The sequence below is a fragment of the Dysosmobacter sp. Sow4_B12 genome (genome assembly GCF_052116665.1).
Lineage (GTDB): Bacteria > Bacillota > Clostridia > Oscillospirales > Oscillospiraceae > Oscillibacter.
Map to the genome: position 1 here is coordinate 449821 of NZ_JBQKKR010000001.1, position 26017 is coordinate 475837.

Sequence of the window (26017 nt, forward strand, 5' to 3'; positions counted from 1 at the left end):
ATGGCATTTGAAGGATTGACCGAAAAACTGAATGCGACGTTCAAAAAGCTCCGGGGTAAGGGCCGCTTGACGGAAAACGACGTCCGGGAGGCCATGCGGGAGGTCCGTCTGGCACTGCTGGAGGCTGACGTGGGCTACAAGGTGGTCAAGGATTTCGTGGCTACCGTCACGGAGCGGGCCATCGGCTCCGACGTGCTGGACAGCCTGACCCCCGCCCAGCAGGTCATCAAGATCGTCAACGAAGAGCTGACCAACCTCATGGGCGGCGCCGGCAGCAAGCTGACCATGGCCAACAGCGGCCCCACCGTCGTCATGATGGTGGGTCTCCAGGGCGCCGGCAAGACCACCACCACCGCCAAGCTGGCCGGCCTCATGCGCCGCCAGTACGGCAAGCGGCCCCTGCTGACCGCCTGTGACGTGTACCGTCCTGCCGCCATCGAGCAGCTGAAGGTAGTGGGCGGACAGCTGGACCTGCCGGTATTTGAGCAGGGGCAGGGCGATCCTGTGGAGATCGCCGCCAACGCCATCCGTCATGCCAAGGACCACGGCAGCGACATGGTGTTCCTGGATACCGCTGGCCGCCTCCATGTGGACGAGACGCTGATGGACGAACTCAAGCGCATGAAGTCCACCGTGCATCCCAACGAAATTTTGCTGGTGGTGGACGCTATGACCGGCCAGGACGCCGTCAACGCCGCCTCCGCCTTCGACGAGGCGCTGGGCATCGACGGTGTCATCCTCACCAAGCTGGACGGTGACGCCCGGGGCGGCGCCGCCCTCTCCATCCGGGCTGCCACCGGCAAGCCCATCAAATTCGTGGGCACCGGCGAAAAGCTGGACATGATCGAGCCCTTCCATCCCGACCGGATGGCCTCCCGTATCCTGGGCATGGGCGACATGCTGTCCTTCATCGAAAAGGCCCAGGCCACCTACGATGAAAAGCAGGCGGCCAAGCTGGAGGAAAAGCTGCGGAAAAACCGCTTCACCCTCCAGGATTACTACGAACAGCTCCAGCAGATCCGCAGCATGGGCGATTTGAGCCAGCTGGCCGGCATGCTGCCCGGCAACATGGGCCGGCAATTACAGGGCGCCACCATTGACGAAAAGGCCATGGCCCACACGGAGGCCATCATCCTCTCCATGACGCCGCTGGAGCGGGAAAATCCCCAGATCCTAAACGCCAGCCGCAAGCGCCGCATCGCCGCCGGCTGCGGACTGGAAGTGGTGGATGTAAACCGGCTTTTGAAGCAGTTCGATATGATGCAGCAGCTGACCCGCCAGATGTCCAAGGGCCGCATGGGCGGCATGATGGGTGGCAGAGGCGGCAAGATGCACGGCTTCGGCCGCAAGAAGCGCTTCAAGTAAGCGCGAAACATTTTTGTATATAAGTGCACAGCATTTATAGATATAACAGTCAACTTTAAAATTTTTGGAGGTACAAATCATGGTTAAGATCAGACTGCGCCGCATGGGCGCCAAGAAGGCTCCTTTCTACCGCGTTGTGGTGGCCGATTCCCGCTTCCCCCGCGACGGCCGCTTCATCGAGGAGATCGGCACTTACAATCCCTGCGTGGCTCCCGCCGAGATCAAGATCGACACTGAGCGTGCTCAGGCCTGGATCAAGTCCGGCGCCCAGCCCACCGACACCGTCAGAGCTCTGCTGAAAAAAGTGGAAGTCCTCTGATCCGGAGGGCGGATCATGAAGGACTTGCTGCTCTACATCGCCAGAAACCTTGTGGATGATCCCGATGCCGTCTCCGTTACGGAGATCCAGGGCGATCAGGAACTGACGTTGGAGCTGCGTGTCGCCCCCGACGACATGGGCAAGGTCATCGGCCGCCAGGGCCGTATCGCCAAGGAGATCCGGACCGTTATCCGCTCCTACGCCCAGCGCACCGGAACCAAGGTTTCCGTGGACATTGTGGACTGAACACTTCCCCCCGGGAAGGCAAAGAGCGGGGAGCCGCAAGGCTCCCCGCTCAGCTTGTCGAAAAACTTCTGTTTGGAGAAAAAGCGTTCCGTTTCGCAGGGGGAGTACGAGGGGGCGGGAGTCCCCTCGTGTTGAATCGAATGCCTGCAAAAGCCTGCGGCAGCAGCCCGTTGCGCCGCACAGCGGCAGCTTTTTGGACTGCGAAGCAGACAAAAAGCGAGGCATTGTGCAGTCTGTCGAAAAAGTCCAATGGACTTTTTCGACAGACTGAGCGGGGAGCCGCAAGGCTCCCCGCTCTTTTTGTCTCCCCCTTGCCCTTTTCCCGGAAACAGGGTATACTGTTGCCATCAAGAAAAAGGAGCTTTCTCCATGAAACTGGAAACCATCAAAGTCGGCCGCATCGTCAACGCCCACGGCATTCGGGGCGAGGTCCGGGTCCAGCCCCGGGACGGCGATCCGGCCTTTCTCACCCGCTTTAAAACCTTCTATATCGATGGACAGCCTGTCTGCCCCACCGCCAACCACGTCCACAAGACCCTGGTGCTGATGAAGTTCCCCGGCGTGGAGGATATGAACGCCGCCCTGGCCTACAAAGACAAGGACCTGTATATCCGCCGCGCGGACGCCCGCCTGCCCGAAGGCGAGTGCTTTGACGACGAGCTGCTGGGCATGACCGTCTTTGACGCCGCCACCGGCAAGGAGCTGGGCCAGCTGACGGCGGTGGAAAGTTATCCCGCCCACAAGGTCTACACCGTGAAAGGGAAAAAGGAGTACCTCATCCCCGCCGTGAAGGATGTTTTCATCAAGTCTGTGGACCTGGACCGTGACCGCATGGAGGTCCAGGTATGGGAGGGAATGGCCACCGATGAAGATTGACATCATGACGCTCTTCCCCGACTCCGTGGACGCCATGCTGAACGTCAGCATCCTGGGCCGGGCCCAGGAGCGGGGCTACATCACCATCCGCTCCCACCAAATTCGGACTTACACCACCAACAAGCAGATGCAGGTGGATGACTACCCTTACGGCGGAGGCCGGGGCGCTGTCATGCAGGCGGACCCCCTGTACCGCTGCTGGGCCCACATCGTGGAGACCTACGGCCCCGGGCGGACCATTTTCATGTCCCCCTGCGGCCGCACCTTCACCCAGGCGGTGGCCCGGGAGCTGAAGGAGAGCTATGACCACCTCATTCTGGTGTGCGGCCACTATGAGGGCATTGACCAGCGGTTCATTGACGAGTGTGTGGACGAGGAGATCTCCATGGGCGATTTCGTCCTCACCGGCGGCGAGATCCCCGCCATGGCCGTGGCGGACGCCGTGTGCCGCATGGTGCCCGGTGTGCTGCCGGACGCGGAGTGCTTTGAGGAGGAGTCCCACTGGAACGGCCTTTTGGAATATCCCCAATACTCCCGCCCCGCCGTGTGGCATGACCGGGCCGTGCCGGACATTCTCCTCTCCGGTGACCACGGCAAAGTGGCTGCCTGGCGGAAGAAGGAGAGCTACAAGCGCACCATGCGCCGCCGGCCGGACATGTTTGAAAAGTTCGATGAATCCCAGTTGACCACCAAGGCGGAACGCCGGGTCCTGGCGGAGGCCAAGGCAGAGCTGGCTGAGGAAAGAAAAGAATCTTGAGTTCCACATGAAAAACGGAGCAGCGGCTGTGCCGCTGCTCCGCTTGTACGTTACACCGTGGGATACTCGCCGTCCCAGGTGATGCTCATGTACTTGTCGGGGTCCGTGTCGCCCTCGGTGGAGAACATGAGGACCTGGCTGTTCTTGTCCAGCTCCAGCAGCTCCCGCAGGTCCTTGTACGCCTCATCCCCCATGATGGCGGACAGCAGCCCCATGCCCACGGCGCCGGATTCGCCGGAGATGACCCGGGGATCGCCCTTGACCGGAGCACCCAGCATCCGCATGCCCCGGGCGCTGACCCAGTCGGGGCAGGAAACGAAAGCCGAAACGTGGTTGCGCAGAATGTCCCAGGAGATGATATTGGGCTCACCGCAGGCAAGACCGGCCATAATGGTCTGCAGGTCGCCGGTGACGATGCGGGGACCGCCGTCAGCGGCCACGGCGCCTTGGTACAGGCAGTCCGCCGCCCGGGCCTCCATGACCACAAACTTAGGGGGACAATCGGGGAACAGGTTGGTGAAGTAACCCACCACGGCGCCGGCCAGGCTGCCCACACCCGCCTGCACGAACACATGGGTAGGCCGGTTGACACTCAGCTGGCGCAGCTGCTGGGCCGCCTCGGCGGCCATGGTGCCGTAGCCCTGCATGATCCAGGCGGGGATCTCCTCGTAGCCCTCCCAGGCGGTATCCTGGACCACCACGCCGTGCTCCGTCTCAGCGGCCTCGGCGGCGGCCATGCGGACACAGTCGTCGTAGTTCACCTCCTCAATGGTGACCTTGGCGCCCTCCTTGGCGATGTTGTCAAAGCGGGACCGGCTGCTGCCCTTGGGCATGTGGACCACAGCCTTCTGGCCCAGCTTGTTGGCGGCCCAGGCCACGCCCCGGCCGTGATTGCCGTCGGTGGCGGTGAAGAAAGTGGCCTGCCCGAACTCCCGGCGGAAATCGGCGCTGGTCAGATACGCATAGGTCATCTCTCCCACGTCCCGGTCCATCTGCTGGGCGATATACCGGCCCATGGCGAAAGAACCACCCAGCACCTTGAAGGCGTTGAGACCAAAGCGGTAGGATTCGTCCTTCACATACACGCCGCCCAACCCCAAGCGCGCGGCCATTCCATCCAGCTTTGCCAAAGGCGTGATGGAATACTGGGGAAAGCTGCGGTGGAAGGCGCGGGCCTTGGCCACATTGTCAGTGGACATGACCGGCAGCTGCCGGTCATCACTGGCAGGCATCGTGTTAGCCGCCCATTTGATGGTTTCTCTCATAAAGTCCGACCTCCTAAAATTTTTTAGATACCCAAAAAATTTATTAGTTTTCTGTTCTCATCATACCATAGCACAGCCGGAAGTCAAGGGCTTTCTTGAAATTTCGAAGGTTCTTTTCCTCTGATTTTTTCCACGAAAAAAAGACGGCTTTCGCCAGTTGAGAAAAAGCGTGTTCACGGTCGTTTTTTGGTATGTGCAATTTTCACAAGCCTCTTTATTCCTTCATTAAACATTCCGGTTTTCTTCAATTTATTTAAAATTCCCGTAGTTTAAAGCTTTTTTTATTTCACTTTCTCTTCACGCCGCTACTGTGTTACCATTTTGTAACTCTTTGTTTTGTTTTCCAGTTATCTCCATTTATTTCTTGTCGTATTTTTGCCGAAAGTGGGAGACATAACTTCATTTTTGCCCGGAAAACTTGACACAAGTGGGTCTTAGGTGTATACTGTGTCCAGTTTTTCGATCGGTAACAAAAGTTACAAGTTGTTTTTCCTCAAAAAACAAACCGCGGTTTTCCGCTTTCCGACCAGCCAAAAACCGCCTATCGACTTTTTAGGAGGTACACTTTGAACAAGCAAAACCGACAGAAAAAACTGCATGATTTCTGGAGGCGCCGGGGGCTCTTCCTGTCCGGACTGGTCATGACGCTCTTTGTCAGCTGGATTTCCACAGACCAGGCCGCCGCCCTCTACATTCTCACCGGCGTGGATGACACGGCTATCGTCCTGGACGAGGACACCCGGGAAGTGCCCGACCTGTCCTCCCGACTGGTGTACGTGACCACCAGCAGCAAGGGTTATGATGTGACACTGGCCGCCGGCCAGACCGTCACGGTTAACTATCAAGACTCCATTCTCTCCGTCCAGTCCCGGAAGGAGACCATCTCCGCCCTGCTGAACCGGCTGCACATTGAGCCCGGCCCCATGGACATGGTGGCTGTGGACCTGTCTGTCCCCGGCGTGGAGCTGACCATTTCCGATCAGCTCACCTACTATGACCAGGTCCGGGAGACCGTGGCCTATGAGACGGAGCGGGTCGCCAACCCCGACCTGCCGAAAGGCACGGAGCGGCTGGTGCAGTCCGGCGTCAACGGTGAGCGCACCGCCATTTACGAGGTCATCTGGTCCGGCGGTGAGCAGGTCTCCCGCCATTTCGTAGAGGAAGTGGACAGCACCGCCGTCAATGAGATCGTTGAATATGGCACCGCATCCTCCGACGTTACCACCGAGGACCGCATCGCAAGCATCAACCAAAACAGCGACGGAAGCGGCACTCTGGTGTTCCAGTCCGGCGCCACGCTGAATTTTTCCAACGCCAAATCCATGACCGCCACGGCATATACCGCCGGTCATGGCGGCGCGGACAGCTGTACCGCCACCGGCACTTTCGTCCGCAAGGGCGTGGTGGCCGTGGACAAAAATGTCATTCCGCTGGGCACGAAAATGTATATCGTCGCCAGCGACGGCAGTGTGGTCTACGGCATGGCCGTGGCTGAGGATACCGGCGTCCGCGGCAATAAGGTGGACCTTTATTACGACACCTACCAGCAGTGCATCAACTTTGGCCGCCGCACCTGCACGGTCTATATTCTGGAGTGAGGCCGCTCCTTCCCTTTGAAATCATGTAAACGTGTTTCTCCCCCGGTACAGTCGTACCGGGGGAGTTTTTCATGCTGTCACAATGTTTCCAGAAGCGGCGGCAGCTCCGCCAACGTCCGTATGGTGTGGTCCGGCAGGATATCCGGCCGGGATGGCTTGTCTTTTGCGTTAAACCAACAGGTGCGGATGCCGGCGTTCCGGCCGCCGCGAATGTCGGAGGTAAGGCTGTCCCCCACCATGACGGCCTCCGCCGGATCAAAGCCCGGGATGGCGGAGAAGCAAAGGCGGAAAAATTCCAGGCTGGGCTTATCGGCCCCCATCTCCTCGGAGATGAATATATTTTGGAAATACGGCAGGATGCCCGCGCTCTTCAGCCGCATCCTCTGAACGGCGGCAGCGCCGTTGGAGGCCAGGTACAGCCTGTACCGGGGGGCCAATGCCTCCAGGAGTTCCAGTGCGCCGGGGAGAAAAATATGTCCCTCCGCCAGATGACCCTCATAGCGTGCGCAGGTCTCCGCCGCCTCCCGGTCCAGCCCCAGTTCCCGGAACAAAATCTCGAACCGGGACACCAGCACCTGCTCCCGGGTGAGGACTCCTTCCTCCAGCAGCTCCCACTGGCGCTGGTTGATCTCGTGATAACGCTCCAATACCGCCCGGTGGGCAGGCGCTTCCATCTCCGTCAGCGCCTTTTTCAAGGCAATGGCCTCCGCCTGGGTGAAGTCCAGCAGCGTGTCGTCCAGGTCCAAAAAAACATGTTTGATCATGGCGGTCTTTCCTTTCCCGTTGTATTTCCATTGTAACGGATGGTCCGGGGGTTTGCAAGGCGCCGTTTTTTTGATATACTATTTGCACTTGCTTGGAAAGGCGGTACTTCCATGAACCTTTGTGATTATGATTCCATCCGGGCCCTGCTGGGCCGCCACGGATTCCATTTTTCCAAATCCATGGGGCAGAATTTCCTCATTGACCCCCAAGTGCCTTATGACATCGCCGCGGCCTCCCGGGCGGGCCGGACCTGCGGCGTGCTGGAGATCGGACCCGGCATCGGCCCTTTGACGGCGGAACTGGCCCAGCGGGCCGGCAAGGTGGTGTCTGTGGAGCTGGACCGCTCTTTGCTGCCGGTCCTTGCGGAGACCATGGCGTCCTATCCCAACGTGGAGATCGTGCCAGGCGACGTGATGAAGCTGGACCTCAACGCCCTGGCGACGGAAAAATTCCAGGGGCTGACGCCCATCGTCTGCGCCAACCTCCCCTATAACATCACCACGCCGGTCCTGGAAAAGCTGGTGGAGACCCCCTGCTTCCAGTCCATCACGGTCCTCATCCAGCGGGAGGTAGCCCGCCGGCTGTGCGCCGCCCAAGGCTCCTCCGAGGGCGGGTCCTTCTCACTGTTTTTGCAGTATTACATGGAGACCGAGCTGCTGTTCGAGGTGCCCCGGGAAAAGTTCCTGCCGGCCCCCAAGGTGACCTCCGCCGTTATACGGTGTGTCCGGCGGGAAAAGCCCGCTGTTTCCGTGGGCAACGAGGCGTTCTTCTTCCGCTGCATGCGGGGAGCCTTCCTGCTGCGGCGCAAGACTTTGGTCAACAGCCTCTCCAGCGCGCTTGCCGAGTACAGCAAGGAGGACATCCAAGCTGCTGTAACGGAATGCGGCCTTTCCCTGTCTGTCAGAGGCGAGCAGCTGACGTTGGAGGACTTCAGCAGGCTGTCAAGCTGTCTTCTTGCCCGAAAAAGCTGATTTCCGCCCCATGTATTTGAATTTCCTTTTTCCGTCTTGCTTTTCTCCCAAAGTTGGGTTAAAATAAGCCAAAAAAGTTTCCGCAACCGTTTTTCTGGAAACAAATTGGCAGTCAACTGTATGCGTAAGAAATCTCATCTCACAATCTCAAAGGAGGACCTCTTCATGGAAACCTACGGTTTGGAAAATATCGGCATCGTCAATGCCTCTGCCGTCTACCGCAACCTGACCCCCGCCCAGCTGACGGAGCATGCCCTTCGCCGCGGTGAGGGCAAGCTCTCCAACACCGGCGCGTTGGTGGTCAAGACCGGCAAGTACACGGGCCGTAGCGCCAACGACAAGTTCATTGTGGACACTCCCGCCGTCCATGACGAGATCGCCTGGGGCAAGGTGAACCGTCCCATCGAGAAGGCCAAGTTCGAGGCCATCAAGGGCAAGGTGCTGGCCTACCTGCAGAACAAGGAGATCTTTATTTTCGACGGCTTCGCCGGTGCCGACCCCAAGTACACCCAGGCCTTCCGCATCGTCAATGAGCTGGCTTCCCAGAACCTGTTCATCCACCAGCTGCTGCGCCGTCCCACCACCCAGCAGCTGGAGAGCTTCACCGCTGACTACACCATCATCGCCGCCCCCGGCTTCAAGTGCGTCCCCGAGATCGACGGCACCCGCTCCGAGGCCGCGATCCTGGTGGACTACGAGGAGAAGATGGTGGTGATCTGCGGCACCCAGTACGCCGGTGAGATCAAAAAGTCCGTGTTCTCCGTCATGAACTACGTGCTGCCCAAGAAGGGCGTGTTCCCCATGCACTGCTCCGCCAACATGGGCAAGGGCGGCGACACTGCCGTGTTCTTCGGCCTGTCCGGCACCGGCAAGACTACCCTGTCCGCCGACCCCAACCGCCTGCTCATCGGTGATGACGAGCATGGCTGGGCCGACGACTCCGTGTTCAACTTCGAGGGCGGCTGCTATGCCAAGTGCATCAACCTCAGCCCCGAGGGCGAGCCGGAGATCTACAACGCCATCAAGTTCGGCTCCCTGGTGGAAAACGTGGTCATGGACGAGGAGACCCGTGAATTCGACTTTGACGACGACTCCCTGGCCGTCAACTCCCGGGTGGGCTATCCCGTGGAGTACATTCCTAACGCGGAGCTGTCCGGCATGAGCTCCAGCGTCCCCAAGACCGTTATTTTCCTCACGGCGGACGCTTACGGCGTGCTGCCTCCCATCTCTAAGCTGGATAAAAACCAGGCCATGTACTACTTCGTCTCCGGCTTCACCAGCAAGGTGGCCGGTACGGAGATCGGCATCACCGAGCCTGTACCCACCTTCTCCACCTGCTTCGGCGAGCCTTTCCTGCCCCTGGACCCCTCTGTCTACGCCGCCATGCTGGCGGAAAAGGTGGAGAAATCCGGTGCCCACGTCTATCTGGTGAACACCGGCTGGAACGGCACCGGCAAGCGTATGAAGCTCAGCTATACCCGCGCCATGGTCACCGCCGCCCTCACCGGCGCCATTGAGCAGGGTGCGTTCGTCACCGACCCCACCTTCGGCGTGCAGGTGCCTACCGCCATCGAGGGCGTGCCCTCTGAGCTGCTGATCCCCGCCAACACTTGGGAGGACAAGGCCGCTTATGAGGCAAGCTGCAAGAAGCTGGCCTCCAGCTTTGCGGAGAACTTCAAGAAGTACACCCACATGAGCGCTGAGGTGGTCGCCGCCGGTCCCAAAGCGGATTGATAAGCTTCCGCCCCCCAGAGCAGTTGATATGCTCTGGGGGGCGGCTTTTCGCGTTCCAGTCCGGACAGGCTCTGATCACTCCTCAACTCCGGTCCGGGTATTTGGCGCAGAGGGCGTCCAGCTCGTCAATCAGAGCGGCCATCTCCTCCTTGCTCATCTGCGCCTCGATCTCGGCGGTGTCGTTGCCGTCCATGGTATTGGGAAGGTAGAAAGACACATCCACCTGGAAGCCTCCGTCTACCGCCTGGACACCTATTTCAAAGTAGGGCTCCACAAATGTGCTCACATAATAGTCCCTAATGCCGGCGTTCAAGACCTTCAATCCGGCGGTCATCTCCCGCAGCTCATAGGTGAGCAGGCAGCTGTTGGAATCTTTTACCACATTTCCGTCCTCATCCTTCCACCCGCAGCGAAGCACCAGCCAGTTGCGGTCATCACTGGTGGGGTCGCCGCCGTCGGCGGGAAACTCGTAGTTTACAATATCCAGGCGCAGGCTGGCTTCTTCATTTTTAAAAAGCATGGCGGGGTCGTCTCCTTCATTGGTGTTTGTTTTATTGTAGCATACTTTCTCCTGTTTGCAAACCGGAGCGGATGTGATAAAATAAAGAAAATTCCGGCATCCGCCGGCAGCGGAACAAGGAGGCGCACACATGGACAAGGAACTGCATTTAAAGCTGACAGTACGGCTTTATACCGATGACAACCAGCGCTGCTTCGGTCCGGGGATTGCAACGCTTTTGGAACGGGTACGTGCGCATAAGTCCCTGCGCTCCGCCGCGGCCTCCATGGGCATGGCCTACTCCAAGGCCTGGCGCATCATCCGCACGGCGGAGGAGGTGTTCGGCTGCAAGATGCTGGATTCCACCATCGGCGGCAGAGGCGGCGGCGGCGCGGTTCTGACTCCCGAGGCGGAACGCCTGCTGGCTGCGTATGAGGCGTATGTGGCTGATGTGACCGCCTACGCCCAAAGCAAATTCGAGACAGTCTTCGGATTTTACCGGGAACTGGAACAAGAATGCATACAAAAGGACCGCTGAACGGCGGTCCTTTTGTATGATATTCGCTCAATTCTTCGCGGTGGGGTCTTCCTCGGTGGGGCTGGGAATGGGATGCTCCTTGTGGGCCACCATGGCCCGAATGAGCTCCACGGTGCCGCCGAGGCCTAAGTAGCTGGAGTCGATGCAGAAATCGTAGCTCTCCACAGCGCCCCACTTTTGAGAGGAATAGTACTCATAGTAAGAGGCGCGCCGTTTGTCAGTCTTGATGATGAGCCGGCGGGCCTCCTCCGGAGAGATGTTCTGCCGCTTGGCCACCCGCTGAATGCGCACGTCCATGGGAGCGTGGATAAACAGGCTCAGGTGGTTGGGGTCGTCCGCCAGGGCATAGTCCGCGCAGCGGCCGATCATGACGCAGGGGCCCTGGGCGGCAATATGGCGGATGGTATCAAAGGTAGCCAGGTACACCTGCTGCTCCAGGGAATCGCCGGCGCCGGTGCCGGGCAGGGCGAACATGTACGAATCCATGGCGATGGAGTACAGAAGGCTCTTGGGCCTCTCGTCAAAGTTTTCGAAGATCTTCTCACACAGGCCGCTTTTCTTGGCCGCCTCCTGCAAAAGCTCTTTATCGTAAAACGGAATGCCCAGCTCCTTGGCCACGCGGATACCCACTTCCTTGCCGCCGCTGCCGAACTGACGTCCAATGGTAATGATGGTCTTCATCGAGATCACTCCTCTCTTTGGTAAATTTATTATAGCGCATTTTGCCCAAATCGTCAAACGAAAGTGCAAAGCAGCGTGACAGCTTTCAAAAAACATGGTATCATACACCATATTTCGGCAAAGGAGCGATGCTCATGACACAAATGGAAAAAGCAATGGCCTATCTGGACCAGTACCAGGGTGAAATGATGGGGCTCTGGGAAAATCTGGTACGGCTGGAATCCCCCAGCAGCGATCCCGCCGCCGTTGACAAGCTGGCAAGCCATCTGGATACCTACTGCCGCGCCCTGGGTATGGAAACGGAAAAGTTCCGCCCCGAGGGTGCCGGCACCTGCCTGGCCGCCCAGACGGCGTCCGGCGATCTCTCTCCCGTACTGCTGCTGGGCCATATTGACACCGTCCATCCCGTGGGCAGCTTTCCCGGCGGCGCCTGGACCGTGAAGGACGACGGCTTTGTGTACGGCCCCGGCGCCCACGACTGCAAGGGCGGCTTGGTCATCGCCCTGTACGCCATCCGGGCTCTCCAGCACGCGGGCTTCGACCGCCGCCAGCTGCGGCTGGCCGTAGTCAGCGACGAGGAGACCGGCCACGCTCTGTCCCAGATGCAGTCCGTGGACTTTCTCCGCCGCCATGCGGAGGGCTGCGGCGCCGCCTTCACCTTTGAAAGCGGCCTCATGAGCGGCGACATCGTGACCCGCCGCAAGGGCGCCGTCGTGTTCAAGCTGACAGTGGACGGCATTGCCAGCCACTGCGGCACCGCCCCGGAAAAGGGTGCCAACGCCATCCGGGAGGCGGCAAAAAAGATCGTGGCCATCGAGGACCTGACGGACCTGGACCGGGTCATCTGCAACTGCGGCAAGATCAGCGGCGGCACCAGTGTCAACACCATCCCCGCCAAATGCGTGGTGGACGTGTGCTTCCGCTTCCACAGCAACCAGGACCGGGAGGCCACCATTGCCAAGATCCAGGACATCTGCGGTAAGGTGGAGACCCCGAAGACCCACTGCACCCTGGGCACCTTCACAGGCTTCCCCGCCATGGAGGAGATCAGCGGCACGGCGGAACTGGTGAAGGTCTACCAGGACGCAAGCGAGGCCCTGGACCTGCCCCGGCCCGGCACCGTGGGCACCGCCGGCTGCTCCGACAGCGCCTACACCACCTCCATGGGCATCCCCACACTCTGCGCCGTGGGCGTCCGGGGCGAGGGGCAGCACTCCCCCAACGAGCACGCTGACCCAGCCTCCCTGGTGACCCAGGCCAAGCGGCTGGCCGCCTCCATCCTCACGCTGCCGGAGACATTCTGAGGAGGCGGCCTCATGATGACCCAATTGGATGTGGCCCTGGCCTACCTGGACCGGTGCCAGAACGAGATGCTGCGCCTGTGGGAGACTGTGGTGCGGCTGGAGACCCCCAGCGCCGACCCCGCCGCCGTGGACAAGCTGGCGAGCCATTTGGATACCTACTGCAACGCCCTGGGCATGGAAACGGAGAAATTCCGCCCCGAGGGCGCCGGCACCTGCCTTTCCGCCTGGACGGCGGAACGGGCGCTTTCCCCTGTACTGCTGCTGGGCCATATGGACACCGTCCATCCCACCGGCAGCTTTCCCGGCGGTACCTGGACCGTAAAGGACGACGGCTGCGTCTACGGCCCCGGCGTCCACGACTGCAAGGGCGGCTTGGTCATCGCCCTGTACGTCATCCGGGCGCTGCAATACGCCGGCTATGACCGCCGGCAGCTGAAGCTGGCCCTGGCCAGCGACGAGGAGACCGCCCACACCCTCTCCAAGCGGCAGGTGGTGGAATATCTCCAGACCACCGCCAAAGGCTGCGGCGCCGCCTTTACCTTCGAAAGCGGCCTGCCGGACGGCGGCGTGGTGACCCGCCGCAAGGGCGGCGGCATCATGAAGCTGACGGTGTCGGGCATCGCCAGCCACGCCGGCACCGCCCCGGAAAAAGGCGCCAGCGCCGTGCTGGAGGCGGCAAAAAAAATCGTGGCCATCCACGCCCTGTCGGACCCGGCCCACGTCACCTACAACTGCGGCATCATCCACGGCGGCACAAGCGCCAACGTGGTGCCAGACCACTGTGAGGTATCCGTTGCCATCCGCTTCCACACCAACCGGGACTGTCAGGAGGCCATGGAACAGCTGCGCACCATCTGCGATACCGTGGAGACCCCCGGCACCCACTGCACCCTGGGTCCCCTGGTGGGCTTTCCCGCTATGGAGGAGACGGAGCGGACAGCGGAGCTGTTTGCGGTCTACCGCTCCGCCAGCGAAGCCCTGGGATTGGGCACTCCCGGCACGGTGTACAGCGCCGGCTGTTCCGACAGCGCCTATACCACTGCCTTAGGCATCCCCACCCTCTGCGCCGTTGGCGTTCTGGGTGCGGGGCAGCACTCTCAAAACGAGCACGCCCGCCTGGATTCCCTGCTGACCCAGGCCAAGCGGCTGACAGCAGCCATTCTGGCTCTGCCGGACAGCTTTTAAAGCCAAGATCACCGGCACACTTTGCCGGCGGCCCTGCACAGGCCCTATGGGGCCCTATTATGCGTCTGCGCTTTAAGGCGCTCGAATGATTCGCCAACCACTCATCATTCACTGGCAGCCCCCTCCGGGGGCAGCCATTTTTGCTGTCAGTTTCGTTCTTTTTCTTCAAAGCCCACTGGCGAATTGATTGACCTCATACTCCGCCATCTCGTAGGAAAAGCCCATGTCATCGATCCAGCGGATGGTCCGTTCATCCGTGGTCACAGACTTCCAGACTGCTTTATCCCGCAGCACGCCAAAACGTGGGCTTTGCAGTCTGGGACGCATGTTCAGCAGCGTGGCACTGCCGTTGCTCCATTCCACCCGCAGAATATAGCCCCTGTGTGCCGCCACTGACTTGATGGGAGGCCCCGTCATCGGTCGTCACCTTCCTTTCTATAAAAAAACGCCACTGTATAGTTTGACTATACAGTGGCGTTTTTGAATTAGGTAGGGTAATGATTACCCCAATTTACCGGATTCCATTATGCGTTTTTTAAGAGCCTGGCCAGTGCCTGGCGTTTGTTCCTCCCCTCGCCGCCCAGCCCCAGCTTCTCATAGACGGCGTTCAGACGGTTGTTGACAGACTTGACGGAAACGTTCAGAATCTCGGCGATCTCCCGGCTGCTCTTGCGCTGAGCCGCCAGAGCGGCGATCTCCATTTCCCGCTCTGAAAGATCGGCTCAATCAGCGGGAACACCTGTGCCATGCTGGCGCCTTCCGCCGTCAGCCACGCGGGAAGCTGCTCTGTCTGCCCCAGCAGGGCGCTGAGCCATCCCCGGCCCAGCTCCACGGTGGTCAGCAAACGGTACTGATGCGCACGGCGCAGGGTGTCCGCCGCGCGATCCAGCGGGGAAAAATCATTCCGGGGCGGCTGCTCATACAGCGCCAGGCGGGCGGAGAGAAAGGCAGCAGCGGTATAAATGCTGTATTTCCCTACCTCCAGCGCCTGCTCCTCCGCCTGGCGGCAGAGAATGTCGGCATCGGTAAGGTTCCCCCGCATCAATTCCGTTTCGGCCTGCATCATTGTCGCCGCGCCGCTGCCGTGTCCGCTGGCGACACGGCTGTAAATGGGCATACATTCCCGCATCTCGGCATTCTCGCGGTCAAGGCTGCCGCTTTTGCTGTGATAGAGCATTAAAACGGAGGGCGAACCCTGGGTCCATGGGTTGCAGTCTGCGGGGATCAGGGCGCGGATCCGCCGGTGATAGGCGCTCATAGCGGAGATGTCGTTGAAGTACAGGAAAGGCAGGCGCAGCAGGGCCTCTCCCTCCAGCTGATCCCGCTCCTGCTGGGAAAGGTCGGTGCAAAGGGCCATGCTGCGCTGAAACAGCGCGTGACACCGCCGCATTTCCGGGATGTCCCGGCCGTAAAAGAGCAGCAGCATAAATACCAGCAGCGCCCGCGGATGGCGCAGCTGACACGCCTCCGGGCAATTTGCCATCCAGCGGCGCATCAGCGGCAGCCGCTCGGGGCCGAAGCTCAGACCCCGGTCCTGTCCCACCGTCCGCAGGAGGTCGTCCCAGCTGCCGGTTTTTTCATAGCACTCCGCGGCAAGGCAGCACTCCCCCATCTTCTCATACCACTGTCCCAGGCGGAGCAGGGTGGCATTCTGTTCCGTTTCCGGCAGCAGCAGGAACTTCTTCCGAGCGCAGGAGCGCAGCATATTGTGATAGCGATACACACCGTCGGTACAGGTGATAAAGGCATTTTGTTCTGTCAGCTGGCTCAGCAGCGCCGCAGTGTCATCTTCCAGCCATAGGAACGCTGCCTCTTCCATCGTGAAATCATCCGGCACACCCAGCCGCACCAGAAATTCCCGCTGACGGGCCGTCAGGGGACGAAACAGCACCTCATCGATGAGCGGATAGACAATATGAAATGACCCCTTCGCTTGTAAAGCGTGGATTTACCTGTCATACTTAAAGTGCAAACAAAAAGCACACAGGAATTACCACATACAAGAGGAGGAGTCATCATGACAAGTATAATCTATGTAGGAATGGATGTCCATACCACAAATTACACGCTTTGTTGCTACAGCATGGAGGATGACCGCTTTTTTGCCGAGGTCCAGGTCGAACCGGATGCGAAAAATATTCTGAAATACCTCGCTCGCATTGAAAAGCAACAGAGCAGGGATTGTCGCATTGTCTGCGGTTACGAGGCAGGATGTCTCGGTTACTCATTGTATCATCAACTGCACGCTCACGGTATAGAAGCACCCTAAACACGGTGGACTGGCCTACGCTCGGAAAGGAGTATTATGAAGCGCAATAAGAAAAATGCGCAGGGAGCAGGGACCATCCGCAAGCGTTCTGATGGCCGGTGGGAAGCACGATTTACAATCGGCTTCGATCCCGTCAACGGAAAGCAGAAGCAAAAATCAATTTATGGAAAGACGCAGAAAGAGGTCCGGGAAAAGCTCGCGCAGGTCACGGTTGAGATCGATGAAGGGACCTATATAGAACCCTGTCAGATGACGCTGGAAGAATGGATGACCATTTGGCTGGCGGAATATATGGGCGATAAAAAATGGTCCACCATCAAGCACTACAAGGCTCAGGTAATGCCATGCGGTTTTTTGATGATGAGAGGGAAGAAAAAGAAAAAACCCCCGCCGAAACCGGCGGAGGAATTTCGTTTCCAGCAAATGAGCGTTCCATAAACGATGATGAAGAATCTCTATTGAATCTATACCGCGAGCTGAACCAAGAAGGAAAAGAGAAATTGTACGGATACGCTGACGATTTGGTTTCTTCTGGAAAATATATAAAAACTGATTCGGATAGAATGGTACAAGGAAAAAAATAAGTGTTAGGCCGTAGCATTTACCAGCCTGATACGGTAAAGGGGGATTTCACGTGAAACTTCCAGAGCCGAAACAACTTCCATCTGGGAAGTGGCGAATTCAGATCATGATTGACGGGAAGCGGCACGGAGCCACGTTTGATACGCCGGAAGAGGCTCAATACTGGGCCTCCGGAATTAAAACGAGATCAATCGAGGAGGACGTTCCAAGACGAGAAGTAACTGTAAAGAGGGCCTTTGCGGAATATGTGTCCTCCCGTTCCAATATCCTGTCTCCATCAACGATAAAATCATATAAGAATATTCAGGAGAATTACTTCCAAAGCCTGATGTCGAAAAAAGCGGTTTCCATTAAGAGATCGGATATCCAGAAAGAGATCAATTCCCTTGCATCTGATAAATCCAATAAGACGATCAAGAATGCTATTGCTCTCTTGCTTTCCGTTCTTTCTGATTATACGGAGATTGACGCCAGGAAGCTGACATACCCTGCAAGAGCAAAGAAGGAACACGCATTTCTGGAGGCGGGAGATATCGCCAAGCTGCTGGATGTGTGCAGGGGAGACCGGATCGAAGCACCTATTCTGTTTGCGCTTCTGCTCGGACTACGTCGATCTGAGATATGCGCTCTGGAATGGACGGACATTGATTTTGATAAAAAGACGGTAAGCGTCACGAAGGCTCTTGTTCCAAATGAGAAGAACGAGTATGTTATCAAAAACACCACGAAAACAGAAAAGTCACGACGCGTTCTGGAAATGCCGGACTATCTGGCAGCGCGTTTGAATGCTATTCAGGAGGAATGCGGGAAGAGTGCTGGTAGAATAACCAATATGAATCCGAACGACATCTACAACCATTTCAAGGTCCTGTGTGAAAAAAATAAAATCCCGTTCGTCGGGATTCATGGTCTGCGGCATACCAATGCTTCAATCATGCTTTCTATCGGCATCACAACGAAGCTGGCGATGGCCCGCGGTGGATGGTCCAATGAATCGACGCTTCAAAATATCTATCAGCACGTTTTCAACAGCGATAAGCAGATCGCTGATGAAAAGATCAACGAATACTTCAAAGCGCTTGCGCCGGACACCTGAGAGGGGTGTTTTTCGTGTGCAACGGCGTGTGCAATTACGGTTGTAAAAATTGCACACGGGTTGTATTTGCAACATACAGATAACAGCACTCGAAAGCCGTCAATGGACCTCAAACCATTGGAAATAAAAGAAAAACCTCGGAACCATTGAAGTTCCGAGGTTTTCTATTTGGCAGCGGGTGAAGGATTCGAACCCTCACATACAGAGTCAGAGTCTGCTGTGCTACCTTTACACAAACCCGCTATATCTGTCCGCCGCAGCGAACAGATATTATTATACAGAAAAGCAGTTTTTTGTCAATAGGTTTTTTAAAAAAAGCTTTCTTTTTTTACCGTTCCTTTCGTCCTCCGAAAATTCCCCGGAAAAGGCCTCCCTTTTCCCGGCCCCGGAGCAAACGGGAGGCCCGCTGCTCCGCGTCTTCATACTGCTGCTCTGCCGCAGCCTGGTAAAGCCGGAGGGCCTTTTCCGCGTCCCTTGGCACGCCCTTACCATGCTCGCAGCACCAGGCCAGGTGATACTGCGCCCGGGCAAGGCCCTTTTCCGCCGACACAGCATACCACTTGGCCGCCTGGGCCCAATCCTGTCCCACGCCTACTCCGGTTTCATAGAGATAGCCCAGATTGCAGGCCGCTGTCTGGTCTCCCCGCTCCGCCGCTTTACGGTACAGCTCCGCCGCCCGGCCAGTGTCCTTTGTGACGCCGTTTCCAAACTCAAAACAGACGCCCAAATTGCACATGGCGCGGGGATACCCCTGCTCCGCCGCCTTTTCGTACCACTGTGCCGCCTGGGCCCAGTCCTGGGACACACCGCGGCCCGCCTCATAGAGGTAGCCCAGATTGCACTGGCCCGCCGCGTCGCCCTGTTCGGCAGCCCGCCGATACAGCGCCGCCGCCTGTTCCAGGTCCTCCGACACGCCCTCACCGTTTTCATAGCAGACACCCAAGCTGCACATAGCCGCCGGCAGGCCTGCCTCCGCGGCCTTTTCGTACCACCGGACCGCCTGGGTCAAATCCTGCTCCACGCCCAGGCCCCGCTTGCAGCAAACACCCATGCAGTACATGCCCCTGGGGTCCTCCTGCTCCGCCGCCTTGCGGTACCAGTGGACCGCCCGGGTCAGATTTCGCTCCACGCCCTTGCCGTTTTCGTAGCACCAGGCCAGGTTGCACTGGGCCCGGGCAAAGCCCAGCTGCGCGGCGTCGCTGTACCACTTTGCCGCCAGTTCCCAGCTTTGAGGGACGCCCCGCCCGGTTTCATAGAGATAGCCAAGGTTGCACTGGCCCGCCGGATTACCGCCGTCCGCCGCCTTCCGGTACAGCTCCGCCGCCTTTTCCCAGCTTTGCTCCACGCCTTCGCCCCGCTCATAGCAGACGCCCAGGTCGCACATGGCGGCGGCTGAACCGGCCTCCGCCGCCTTTTCATACCACCGGCAGGCCTCACCGACATCCCGCGCCACGCCGACGCCGTAGTCATAGGCCCGGGCCACGCCGAAAAGCCCCCGGGGAAACTGCTGCTCCGCCGCCGCGTGATACCAGCGGAAAGCCTCTCCCAGGTCCTTTGCCGTACCCTTGCCGTTTTCGCAGCACCAGGCCAGATTGCATTGGCCCCGGGCGGAGCCCAGTTCCGCTGACCGGCGGTACCACCGGATAGCCTCCTCCCAGCTTTGCTCCACGCCCTCGCCGGACTCATACAGATACCCCAGGCAGCAGCAAGCATCCTCCTCCCCCTGCTCCGCCGCCTTGCGATACCACTCAGCAGCCTGCCGCAGGTCTATGGGCACGCCTCTGCCCCGTTCCAGGCAGAAGCCCAGGCACAGCTGACCCCGGGGATACCCCTGCTCCGCCGCTGCGCGGTACAGCCGTACCGCCTCACCGCAGTCCTGCTCCACGCCTTTGCCGTTTTCATAGCACCAGGCCAGGTTGCACTGGGCCCGGGCATAGTCCTGGTCCGCCGCTCTTCCATACCACTTGACAGCCTCTGCCCAGTCCTGCTCCACGCCCCGCCCGCTCTCATAGCAGAAGCCCAGACAGCACTGTCCCGGCGCGTTGTTCTGCTCCGCCGCGGCACGGTACCATTTCACCGCCTGCGCCAGGTTTTCCGGGATGCCGGTGCCAAATTCCAGGCAGCGGCCCAGCTCCGTCTGGGCGGCGGGATAGCCCAGCCAGGCGGCGGACTGATACCACTTCACCGCCTCGCCGTCGTCCTCCTCCACGCCGAAGCCCCGCCGGTATGCCTCACCCAGCTGAAATTGCGCCCTGGGAAAGCCCCGCTCCGCCGCCCGGCGGAAGCACTCCAGCGCTTTGCCGTAGTCCCGCTCCACGCCGATGCCGTATGTATAGCAGAAGCCCAGGTTGGTCAGAGCCGGCAGGTAATCCCGGGCCGCCGCTTGGGCATACAGCACCACCGCCTGTTTGGGGTCCGCCGAAACGCCGATGCCCGCCTCCAGGCACCAGCCAAGGTTTGTAAGGCCGGCATCATCCCCCAAGGCCGCGGCGCGCTGATAGCAGGCCAGGGCATCTGTGTCCCGCTTTTCATCCACCGCCTGGTTGCCCAGCCACACCCAATCGCCGCCGGAGAGGTCCTCCTCCAAAAGCGGCGTGAAAAAGGTGCCGCCGCACCGGGGGCATATATCCGGCTCCTCCCCGGCCAGAAAGCCGCAGTCCGAGTTTTCACAGCGATAGTAATCCATGCTCGTTCTCCTTGTTTAGGTATCCTTGCCGCCAAACACGTCCCGCCGGTCACCGTAGAACTCCAGGAAGGAGTGCTCTCCGCCCCGGTATTTAAAGCCGGGAAACGTATCCAGCTGCACGCCGTGGATGGCGCGGAAAATGCTTTTTTCAATATTGGGGTTGGTCCTTTTCAGCTCCCGCAGCAGAACTTTCATCTCCTGCCGCTTGCTCTCCCCCACGCCGTCGCCGGCGGTGTCCCGGGCCTCCGTGAAGCGGCAGGCACATTGGAGGAAGCGCAGGTGGTTGTAGTTCTTCCAAGCGATGATGTCATCCTCATGGACGCAGTACAGCGGCCGGATCAGCTCCATGCCGGGGAAATTTTTGCTGGTGAGCTTAGGGGGCATGGCCTGGAGCTGGGCACCGTAAAAAAGGCCCAGCAGCGTGGTCTCCACCACATCGGAAAAATGGTGGCCCAGAGCGATCTTGTTGCATCCCAGCTCCTGGGCCTTGCTGTACAAAAAGCCCCGGCGCATGCGGGCGCAGAGGTAGCAGGGGTTTTTCTCCACCTGGACGGTAACGTCGAAAATGTCGCTTTCAAAAATGGTGATGGGGATGCCCAAAAGCGCCGCGTTGGACTCGATGAGAGCCCGGTTTTCCGGGTTGTAGCCGGGGTCCATCACCAGGAAGGTCAATTCAAAGGGGTGGTCGGTGTGGCGCTGCAGCTCCTGCATCAGCTTGGCCAACACCATGGAATCCTTTCCGCCGGAGATGCACACGGCGATGCGGTCGCCGGGCTGCACCAGCTCGTACCGCTTCACAGCGGCGATGAAAGGATTCCACAGCTCTTTTCTGTACTTTTTGATGAGACTGCGCTCGGCAATCTCCCGGGGCGAAAGCTCTCTGGACATAGGTTCCTCCGTGGGCTCGGCAGCCGGTGCAAAAAAAGATGGAAATGCCGCCGGCGGCGTAGTATAATATCATATGTGAGCAATGGCGCCGGCGGACATGCCAGGCGCTTTTATTTTGACCGGAAAGGCATGGTTAAAACAAATGAAGATCTGCGTGTACGACATCCTCGACTATGAAGAGCCCATTTTAAAGCGTCTCCAGCAGCAACTGGATGTGGAGCTGGTCCCGGTCCACGGTCCCCTCACGGCGGATACTCTGGCTCTGGCGGAGGGCTGCGGCGGCATCTCCGTGCTGGGCTATTCCCGGGTGGACCGCCCCCTGCTGGAGGCCATGGCCCAGGCGGGAATCCGACATCTCTCCACCCGCACCATCGGATACGACCACATCGATGCGGAGGCGGCAAAGGCCCTGGGCGTCCATGTGTACCATGCCCACTACGACCCCAACAACGTGGCGGATTTCACCGTCATGATGATGCTCATTCTGCTGCGCAAGGCAAAAGTCTCTATCTGCCGGGCTCTGGTGAACGACTTCTCCCTGGACGGCCTCATGGGCCGGGAGCTGCGGAGCTTGACCGTGGGCGTCATCGGCACCGGCAAGATCGGCGCCGCCGTTATCCGGAACCTCAGCGGCTTCGGCTGCCGGGTGCTGGCCTGTGCCCACCACCCCGATTCGTCCCTGGCGGGCATGGCGGAATATGTGGAGCTGGACCAGCTGTACACCCAGAGCGACATCGTCACCCTCCACGTGCCCTTGACCCAGGCCAATTACCATATGATCGACGCGGAAGCCCTGGGAAAAATGAAGCCCGGCGTCATCCTCATCAACACCGCCCGCGGCCAGCTCATCGACACAGAGAGCCTCATCGCCGCTCTGGAGAGCGGCCAGGTGGGCGGCGCCGGTATCGACACGCTGGAGGAAGAATCCGGCGTCATGCACGTCCACGTGGGCACCCGCATCATCGACAACCGCTCTCTGCTGTACCTCAAGCAGTTTCCCAACGTTGTTTATACCCAGCATTACGCCTTTTTCACCCAGGAGGCCACGGAATCCATGGTCCTCTGCGGCCTTCGATCCGTCCTGGATGGCAGCCGGGGCATCCCCACTCCCTGCGAAGTAAAATGACTGATCCGGCGGGACGTCTATCCCGCCGGTTTTTTCACAGCCAGATGGCTCCCAGCCGCAGCAACGAGGCAAAGATACGGCGGTACCAGGGGCGCTTTTCCCACTCCTCCAGGGTGTAGCGGGTGCTTTGGCCCATAATGTTGTCCAGGTCCTCCAAAAGCTCCTCCACCACCGGCATGTGGTACAGCAGTACGCCGCATTCATAGTGGAGCTGGAAGGTGCGGTAATCCATATTGGTACTGCCGATCAAAGCTACCTCCCGGTCCACCATAACGCTCTTGGCATGGAGGAAGCCCGGGGTATACTTGTAGATCTTCACACCGTGACGCATCAGCTCGCCCCAGTAGGTCTCCGCCACCAGGTAGGTGAGCTTGTGGTCCGGCACGGCGGGCACCAGCAGCCGCACATCCACCCCCGCGTCCGCCGCCATGCACAGCGCCTTCTGCATGGAATCCTCCACGGCGTAATAAGGCGTGGTGATATACAAAAACCGCTTGGCGGAGGCCATGAGCTGGAGATATGTCTCCTCAATGGGATTGTCCGGATTATTCACAGGACCGTCCGTAAAGGGCTGACAGTAGCCAACGCCCATGCCGCTGTGGCGGGGCCGGTAATAGTCGTCCTCATTGGGCAGCGTCCGGCCCATCTCCTTCCACATCTGGATGAACTGGACCGCGAAGCCCCAGGCGCCGTCACCGTCGATGCGGACGGCGGAGTCCTTCCAGTGGCCGAAGCGGACATACAGGTTGGCATACTCGTCCGCCACGTTGATGCCGCCGGTGTAGGCGGTGGTGCCGTCAATGACGGCGATCTTCCGGTGGTCCCGGTAGTTAAAGTAAATGCGGTTCACATAGCGGTGTACGGGATTGAACACCTGCACCTCGATGCCGGCGCTCTGCATAGCCTGCAGGGTATCGTCAGACAGCCGGGTGAGATTGCCGAAATCGTCGAAGATGATGCACACCTCCACGCCGGCGGCGGCACGCTCCCGCAGGACGGAAAAGATACGGTCCCAGACCTGTCCCTCCGCCAGGATATAGTATTCCAGGAAAATGTAGACCTCCGCCTGCCGTAGCCGCACTGTCAGGTCGTCAAAAAACGCTGCGCCGTCGTCAAAATACCGGGCGGTGGTGTTGCGGTACAGGGGAAAGCCCTTTTTTTGCAGGTAGGACGCCAACCGCCCCCACTCCGGGGACTGGCGCCGCAGACGGGCGATGTTGTTCTCACACTCCATGCGGGCGCTCTCCCGCTCCCGAATGGGAGGGACCTTCTTCAAGCTCAAGCTTTTTGATTGGTGCGTGCCGCCCCACAGGCAGAACAGGATCATCCCCGCCACCGGCAGGGCCAGCAGCAAACACATCCACACCAGCTTATAGCTGGGGCTGCCCGGCCGGAGATACACCCGAATGGCCGCCACAGCGCCGATAAATTCCAAAACAGCGTAAAAATAACTGGCTTTCTCCCGCAGAAAGTGGGTCAGTAAAAGCGTGGTGGCAATCTGGGCAATCACCGTCAGAACACACATGGACAGGCTGGTAAAGGCTGAGATGCGTCGCTCGGTGCGCTCCGGCGTCTTGGTGCGGTTTTTCCCCATAAATGCCACCTCCTAAGAAAAAGCATCCTCTTCCATGCCAGTATTATACGCAAAATTGCCAATTCCTGCAACCAACATTCTGTAAACAAACTGGCTCCGCCTGCCGGCGGAGCCAGTTTGTTTTCTCATTTTTTCCGGCGCAGCAGGTCCTGCTTGATATCCCACAGCTTTTCGCTCAAATCCACATAGTAGTTGTGGGGATTTTCGAACCGCTTCACCTCATCCCACAGGGCGTCCACCTGCTCCGCGCAGTAGGCCTGGATCTCCTGGAGGCTGGGACGGCTGTACACCAGCTTGCCGCCCTGGAACACCGGCACCTGCAGGGGCTTTACGGTGAAGTCCGTGTAGGTCTTGCGCTTCCAGGTGGCCCGGGGGTCAAATAGCTCCAGAGGCTGGCATTCATCCACGGTCTCGTCCCACACGGTGATGTAGTCCGCCTCCGCCTTGCCGCTCTTCTTGTCGAAGATGCGGTAGACCTTCTTGAAGTGGGGATTGGTGATCTTGTCCACATTTTCGCTGACCTTGATCTTGGGCACGATATTGCCCTGCGCATCCTCCACAGCGGAGAGCTTGTACACGCCGCCGAACACCGGCTGGCTGCTGGCGGTGATCATCCGCTCGCCCACGCCGAACATGTCGATCCTGGCGCCCTGCTGCAAAAGGTCCCGGATGATATACTCGTCCAGGGAGTTGGACGCGGAGATCTGGCACTCGGTCCAGCCGGCCTCGTCCAGCATCTTCCGGGCCTCCCGGCTGAGATAGGCGATGTCGCCGGAGTCCAGCCGGATGCCGCACTTTTTGATGCCCAGGGGCTTTAAGACCTCATTGAAGGCCCGGATGGCGTCAGGCACGCCGGACTTGAGGACATTGTACGTATCCACCAAGAGCGTCGCGTTGGTGGGATAGATCTCGCAGTAGGTCTTGAAAGCCTCGTACTGGCTGTCGAACATCTGGACCCAGGAATGGGCCATGGTGCCGCCGGCGGGAACGCCGAAGAGTTGGTCGGAAATGGTGCAGGCCGTGCCCTTGCAGCCGCCGATATAAGCCGCCCGGGCGCCGGAGATGGCGCCGTCGGTTCCCTGGGCCCGGCGGGAGCCGAACTCCAGCACCGTCCGCCCCTGGGCCGCCCGGCAGATGCGGTTGGCCTTGGTGGCGATGAGGCTCTGGTGGTTGATCGTCAGCAGGGTGAAGGTCTCAATGAGCTGGGCCTCAATGGCCTTGGCCCGGACCGTCACCACCGGCTCCCGGGGGAAGATTGGCGTGCCCTCGGGGATGGCCCAGATGTCGCCGGTAAATTTAAAGTTTCGCAGATACTCCAAAAATTCCTCGGAGAACAGGCCCTTGCTCCGAAGGTAATCGATGTCCTCCTCGTCAAAATGCAGGTTTAAAATATAGTCGATCAGCTGGTCCAGGCCGGCGCAGATGGCGAATCCGCCCTTGTCCGGCACATCCCGGAAAAAGACGTCAAAATACGTCACGCGGTCCTGATAGCCAGCTTGAAAATAGCCGTTGCCCATGGTCAGCTCATAAAAATCGCAGAGCATGGTCATGTTCAGTTTCTGTTCGGTTTTCATAGCGCACCTCGATGCTTACGTTTTGACCCCGCCAAGCGGTGTCTTGTCACTTGACTTGATTATAAGCGCGGAGCAGCGGAAAAGCAATCGTTTTTCAAA

Annotated in this window: 26 protein-coding genes and 1 tRNA gene; 15 read left to right on the forward strand and 12 right to left on the reverse strand. The window is 59.2% G+C overall.

Annotated elements, in window-relative coordinates:
- The 5 genes from ffh (at nucleotide 1) to trmD (ending at nucleotide 3563) form a co-directional block, all read left to right on the forward strand.
- Nucleotides 1-1365, forward strand: a complete 1365-nt coding sequence (ffh, locus tag ACTQ4R_RS02370) for a signal recognition particle protein (RefSeq protein ID WP_441625465.1) — start codon at nucleotides 1-3, stop codon at nucleotides 1363-1365.
- A gap of 76 nt (nucleotides 1366-1441) precedes the next feature.
- Nucleotides 1442-1684 carry a 30S ribosomal protein S16 gene (gene rpsP, locus ACTQ4R_RS02375; protein ID WP_235221068.1) on the forward strand — a complete coding sequence of 81 codons (243 nt, stop codon included), beginning with the start codon at nucleotides 1442-1444 and terminating at the stop codon, nucleotides 1682-1684.
- Between the two features lie 15 nt (nucleotides 1685-1699).
- A complete protein-coding gene (locus ACTQ4R_RS02380; RefSeq protein WP_325195574.1) occupies nucleotides 1700-1930 on the forward strand; it encodes a KH domain-containing protein in 231 nt (76 codons plus the stop codon).
- A 369-nt stretch (nucleotides 1931-2299) separates the two neighbouring features.
- Nucleotides 2300-2806, forward strand: a complete 507-nt coding sequence (rimM, locus tag ACTQ4R_RS02385) for a ribosome maturation factor RimM (protein ID WP_441625468.1) — start codon at nucleotides 2300-2302, stop codon at nucleotides 2804-2806.
- Entirely contained in the window at nucleotides 2796-3563 is a 768-nt protein-coding gene (gene trmD, locus ACTQ4R_RS02390) for a tRNA (guanosine(37)-N1)-methyltransferase TrmD (RefSeq protein WP_441625470.1), read from the forward strand. The genes rimM and trmD overlap by 11 nt, the downstream gene beginning before the upstream one ends.
- A gap of 50 nt (nucleotides 3564-3613) precedes the next feature.
- Here the strand turns inward: trmD and dpaL are convergent, their stop codons facing one another.
- On the reverse strand, nucleotides 3614-4828 hold the full coding sequence (gene dpaL / locus ACTQ4R_RS02395) for a diaminopropionate ammonia-lyase (RefSeq protein ID WP_441625472.1): 1215 nt from the start codon (nucleotides 4826-4828) through the stop codon (nucleotides 3614-3616).
- Between the two features lie 566 nt (nucleotides 4829-5394).
- Here dpaL and ACTQ4R_RS02400 point away from each other — a divergent pair.
- Nucleotides 5395-6426 (forward strand): G5 domain-containing protein, encoded by a 1032-nt coding sequence (locus ACTQ4R_RS02400; RefSeq protein WP_441625474.1) that lies wholly within the window; start codon nucleotides 5395-5397, stop codon nucleotides 6424-6426.
- 77 nt (nucleotides 6427-6503) lie between these two features.
- Here ACTQ4R_RS02400 and ACTQ4R_RS02405 read toward each other — a convergent pair whose 3' ends face one another.
- A complete protein-coding gene (locus ACTQ4R_RS02405; RefSeq protein ID WP_441625476.1) occupies nucleotides 6504-7190 on the reverse strand; it encodes a YjjG family noncanonical pyrimidine nucleotidase in 687 nt (228 codons plus the stop codon).
- A gap of 111 nt (nucleotides 7191-7301) precedes the next feature.
- Between ACTQ4R_RS02405 and rsmA the strand changes: the two genes are divergently transcribed.
- Both rsmA and pckA read left to right on the forward strand, forming a co-directional pair.
- Nucleotides 7302-8162 (forward strand): 16S rRNA (adenine(1518)-N(6)/adenine(1519)-N(6))-dimethyltransferase RsmA, encoded by an 861-nt coding sequence (gene rsmA / locus ACTQ4R_RS02410; RefSeq protein WP_441625478.1) that lies wholly within the window; start codon nucleotides 7302-7304, stop codon nucleotides 8160-8162.
- A gap of 165 nt (nucleotides 8163-8327) precedes the next feature.
- Nucleotides 8328-9896, forward strand: coding sequence for a phosphoenolpyruvate carboxykinase (ATP) (gene pckA, locus ACTQ4R_RS02415; RefSeq protein ID WP_441625480.1), 1569 nt, complete (start codon nucleotides 8328-8330; stop codon nucleotides 9894-9896).
- Between the two features lie 82 nt (nucleotides 9897-9978).
- Here pckA and ACTQ4R_RS02420 read toward each other — a convergent pair whose 3' ends face one another.
- Complete coding sequence (locus tag ACTQ4R_RS02420) at nucleotides 9979-10416, reverse strand: WapI family immunity protein (RefSeq protein WP_441625482.1); 438 nt, start codon at nucleotides 10414-10416, stop codon at nucleotides 9979-9981.
- 130 nt (nucleotides 10417-10546) lie between these two features.
- On the opposite strand from ACTQ4R_RS02420, the gene ACTQ4R_RS02425 reads away from it, so the two are divergent.
- A complete protein-coding gene (locus tag ACTQ4R_RS02425) occupies nucleotides 10547-10933 on the forward strand; it encodes a winged helix-turn-helix domain-containing protein (protein ID WP_441625484.1) in 387 nt (128 codons plus the stop codon).
- A gap of 27 nt (nucleotides 10934-10960) precedes the next feature.
- Here the strand turns inward: ACTQ4R_RS02425 and ACTQ4R_RS02430 are convergent, their stop codons facing one another.
- Entirely contained in the window at nucleotides 10961-11614 is a 654-nt protein-coding gene (locus ACTQ4R_RS02430) for an AAA family ATPase (RefSeq protein ID WP_441625486.1), read from the reverse strand.
- A 134-nt stretch (nucleotides 11615-11748) separates the two neighbouring features.
- Here ACTQ4R_RS02430 and ACTQ4R_RS02435 point away from each other — a divergent pair, with 134 nt between their 5' ends.
- On the forward strand, nucleotides 11749-12918 hold the full coding sequence (locus ACTQ4R_RS02435; protein ID WP_441625488.1) for a M20/M25/M40 family metallo-hydrolase: 1170 nt from the start codon (nucleotides 11749-11751) through the stop codon (nucleotides 12916-12918).
- Nucleotides 12919-12930: 12 nt separating this feature from the next.
- Nucleotides 12931-14103 carry a M20 family metallopeptidase gene (locus tag ACTQ4R_RS02440; protein WP_441625490.1) on the forward strand — a complete coding sequence of 391 codons (1173 nt, stop codon included), beginning with the start codon at nucleotides 12931-12933 and terminating at the stop codon, nucleotides 14101-14103.
- A gap of 165 nt (nucleotides 14104-14268) precedes the next feature.
- Here ACTQ4R_RS02440 and ACTQ4R_RS02445 read toward each other — a convergent pair whose 3' ends face one another.
- The 3 genes from ACTQ4R_RS02445 to ACTQ4R_RS02455 form a co-directional block, all read right to left on the reverse strand.
- Nucleotides 14269-14520, reverse strand: a complete 252-nt coding sequence (locus ACTQ4R_RS02445) for a hypothetical protein (protein ID WP_441625492.1) — start codon at nucleotides 14518-14520, stop codon at nucleotides 14269-14271.
- A 107-nt stretch (nucleotides 14521-14627) separates the two neighbouring features.
- Nucleotides 14628-14804, reverse strand: a complete 177-nt coding sequence (locus tag ACTQ4R_RS02450) for a LuxR C-terminal-related transcriptional regulator (protein WP_441625494.1) — start codon at nucleotides 14802-14804, stop codon at nucleotides 14628-14630.
- Nucleotides 14744-15994: a hypothetical protein gene (locus ACTQ4R_RS02455; protein WP_441625496.1), complete on the reverse strand. Its 1251-nt coding sequence runs from the start codon at nucleotides 15992-15994 to the stop codon at nucleotides 14744-14746. The genes ACTQ4R_RS02450 and ACTQ4R_RS02455 overlap by 61 nt, the downstream gene beginning before the upstream one ends.
- Nucleotides 15995-16120: 126 nt before the next feature.
- On the opposite strand from ACTQ4R_RS02455, the gene ACTQ4R_RS02460 reads away from it, so the two are divergent.
- From ACTQ4R_RS02460 to ACTQ4R_RS02470, 3 genes are all read left to right on the forward strand, one after another.
- Entirely contained in the window at nucleotides 16121-16372 is a 252-nt protein-coding gene (locus tag ACTQ4R_RS02460) for a hypothetical protein (protein WP_441625498.1), read from the forward strand.
- A gap of 36 nt (nucleotides 16373-16408) precedes the next feature.
- Nucleotides 16409-16810: an Arm DNA-binding domain-containing protein gene (locus tag ACTQ4R_RS02465; RefSeq protein WP_441625500.1), complete on the forward strand. Its 402-nt coding sequence runs from the start codon at nucleotides 16409-16411 to the stop codon at nucleotides 16808-16810.
- A 196-nt stretch (nucleotides 16811-17006) separates the two neighbouring features.
- The gene (locus ACTQ4R_RS02470; protein WP_441625502.1) at nucleotides 17007-18050 is read left to right on the forward strand and encodes a site-specific integrase; all 1044 of its coding nucleotides are present in this window, start codon (nucleotides 17007-17009) and stop codon (nucleotides 18048-18050) included.
- A 169-nt stretch (nucleotides 18051-18219) separates the two neighbouring features.
- Here ACTQ4R_RS02470 and ACTQ4R_RS02475 read toward each other — a convergent pair.
- From ACTQ4R_RS02475 to ACTQ4R_RS02485, 3 genes are all read right to left on the reverse strand, one after another.
- A tRNA-Gln gene (locus ACTQ4R_RS02475) sits at nucleotides 18220-18293 on the reverse strand.
- Nucleotides 18294-18378: 85 nt separating this feature from the next.
- Complete coding sequence (locus ACTQ4R_RS02480; RefSeq protein WP_441625504.1) at nucleotides 18379-20736, reverse strand: hypothetical protein; 2358 nt, start codon at nucleotides 20734-20736, stop codon at nucleotides 18379-18381.
- Between the two features lie 15 nt (nucleotides 20737-20751).
- Nucleotides 20752-21624 carry a tRNA 2-thiocytidine biosynthesis TtcA family protein gene (locus tag ACTQ4R_RS02485; RefSeq protein ID WP_441625506.1) on the reverse strand — a complete coding sequence of 291 codons (873 nt, stop codon included), beginning with the start codon at nucleotides 21622-21624 and terminating at the stop codon, nucleotides 20752-20754.
- 142 nt (nucleotides 21625-21766) lie between these two features.
- Between ACTQ4R_RS02485 and ACTQ4R_RS02490 the strand changes: the two genes are divergently transcribed.
- Nucleotides 21767-22750: an NAD(P)-dependent oxidoreductase gene (locus ACTQ4R_RS02490; protein WP_441625508.1), complete on the forward strand. Its 984-nt coding sequence runs from the start codon at nucleotides 21767-21769 to the stop codon at nucleotides 22748-22750.
- Nucleotides 22751-22784: 34 nt separating this feature from the next.
- Here ACTQ4R_RS02490 and cls read toward each other — a convergent pair whose 3' ends face one another.
- Together cls and ACTQ4R_RS02500 are read right to left on the reverse strand one after the other, a co-directional pair.
- The gene (gene cls / locus ACTQ4R_RS02495) at nucleotides 22785-24344 is read right to left on the reverse strand and encodes a cardiolipin synthase (RefSeq protein WP_441625510.1); all 1560 of its coding nucleotides are present in this window, start codon (nucleotides 24342-24344) and stop codon (nucleotides 22785-22787) included.
- A gap of 125 nt (nucleotides 24345-24469) precedes the next feature.
- Nucleotides 24470-25918: a nicotinate phosphoribosyltransferase gene (locus ACTQ4R_RS02500; RefSeq protein ID WP_441625512.1), complete on the reverse strand. Its 1449-nt coding sequence runs from the start codon at nucleotides 25916-25918 to the stop codon at nucleotides 24470-24472.
- Between the last annotated feature and the right edge of the window lie 99 nt (nucleotides 25919-26017).

Bases quoted from the DNA above. Each gene is read 5' to 3' on its own strand.
- ffh (WP_441625465.1), top strand. From the start codon at position 1: ATGGCATTTGAAGGATTGACCGAAAAACTGAATGCGACGTTCAAAAAG.
- ACTQ4R_RS02380 (WP_325195574.1), top strand. From the start codon at position 1,700: ATGAAGGACTTGCTGCTCTACATCGCCAGAAACCTTGTGGATGATCCC.
- rimM (WP_441625468.1), top strand. From the start codon at position 2,300: ATGAAACTGGAAACCATCAAAGTCGGCCGCATCGTCAACGCCCACGGC.
- trmD (WP_441625470.1), top strand. From the start codon at position 2,796: ATGAAGATTGACATCATGACGCTCTTCCCCGACTCCGTGGACGCCATG.
- dpaL (WP_441625472.1), bottom strand. From the start codon at position 4,828: ATGAGAGAAACCATCAAATGGGCGGCTAACACGATGCCTGCCAGTGAT.
- ACTQ4R_RS02405 (WP_441625476.1), bottom strand. From the start codon at position 7,190: ATGATCAAACATGTTTTTTTGGACCTGGACGACACGCTGCTGGACTTC.
- rsmA (WP_441625478.1), top strand. From the start codon at position 7,302: ATGAACCTTTGTGATTATGATTCCATCCGGGCCCTGCTGGGCCGCCAC.
- pckA (WP_441625480.1), top strand. From the start codon at position 8,328: ATGGAAACCTACGGTTTGGAAAATATCGGCATCGTCAATGCCTCTGCC.
- ACTQ4R_RS02420 (WP_441625482.1), bottom strand. From the start codon at position 10,416: ATGCTTTTTAAAAATGAAGAAGCCAGCCTGCGCCTGGATATTGTAAAC.
- ACTQ4R_RS02425 (WP_441625484.1), top strand. From the start codon at position 10,547: ATGGACAAGGAACTGCATTTAAAGCTGACAGTACGGCTTTATACCGAT.
- ACTQ4R_RS02430 (WP_441625486.1), bottom strand. From the start codon at position 11,614: ATGAAGACCATCATTACCATTGGACGTCAGTTCGGCAGCGGCGGCAAG.
- ACTQ4R_RS02435 (WP_441625488.1), top strand. From the start codon at position 11,749: ATGACACAAATGGAAAAAGCAATGGCCTATCTGGACCAGTACCAGGGT.
- ACTQ4R_RS02440 (WP_441625490.1), top strand. From the start codon at position 12,931: ATGATGACCCAATTGGATGTGGCCCTGGCCTACCTGGACCGGTGCCAG.
- ACTQ4R_RS02445 (WP_441625492.1), bottom strand. From the start codon at position 14,520: ATGACGGGGCCTCCCATCAAGTCAGTGGCGGCACACAGGGGCTATATT.
- ACTQ4R_RS02450 (WP_441625494.1), bottom strand. From the start codon at position 14,804: ATGGAGATCGCCGCTCTGGCGGCTCAGCGCAAGAGCAGCCGGGAGATC.
- ACTQ4R_RS02460 (WP_441625498.1), top strand. From the start codon at position 16,121: ATGACAAGTATAATCTATGTAGGAATGGATGTCCATACCACAAATTAC.
- ACTQ4R_RS02465 (WP_441625500.1), top strand. From the start codon at position 16,409: ATGAAGCGCAATAAGAAAAATGCGCAGGGAGCAGGGACCATCCGCAAG.
- ACTQ4R_RS02480 (WP_441625504.1), bottom strand. From the start codon at position 20,736: ATGGATTACTATCGCTGTGAAAACTCGGACTGCGGCTTTCTGGCCGGG.
- ACTQ4R_RS02485 (WP_441625506.1), bottom strand. From the start codon at position 21,624: ATGTCCAGAGAGCTTTCGCCCCGGGAGATTGCCGAGCGCAGTCTCATC.
- ACTQ4R_RS02490 (WP_441625508.1), top strand. From the start codon at position 21,767: ATGAAGATCTGCGTGTACGACATCCTCGACTATGAAGAGCCCATTTTA.
- cls (WP_441625510.1), bottom strand. From the start codon at position 24,344: ATGGGGAAAAACCGCACCAAGACGCCGGAGCGCACCGAGCGACGCATC.
- ACTQ4R_RS02500 (WP_441625512.1), bottom strand. From the start codon at position 25,918: ATGAAAACCGAACAGAAACTGAACATGACCATGCTCTGCGATTTTTAT.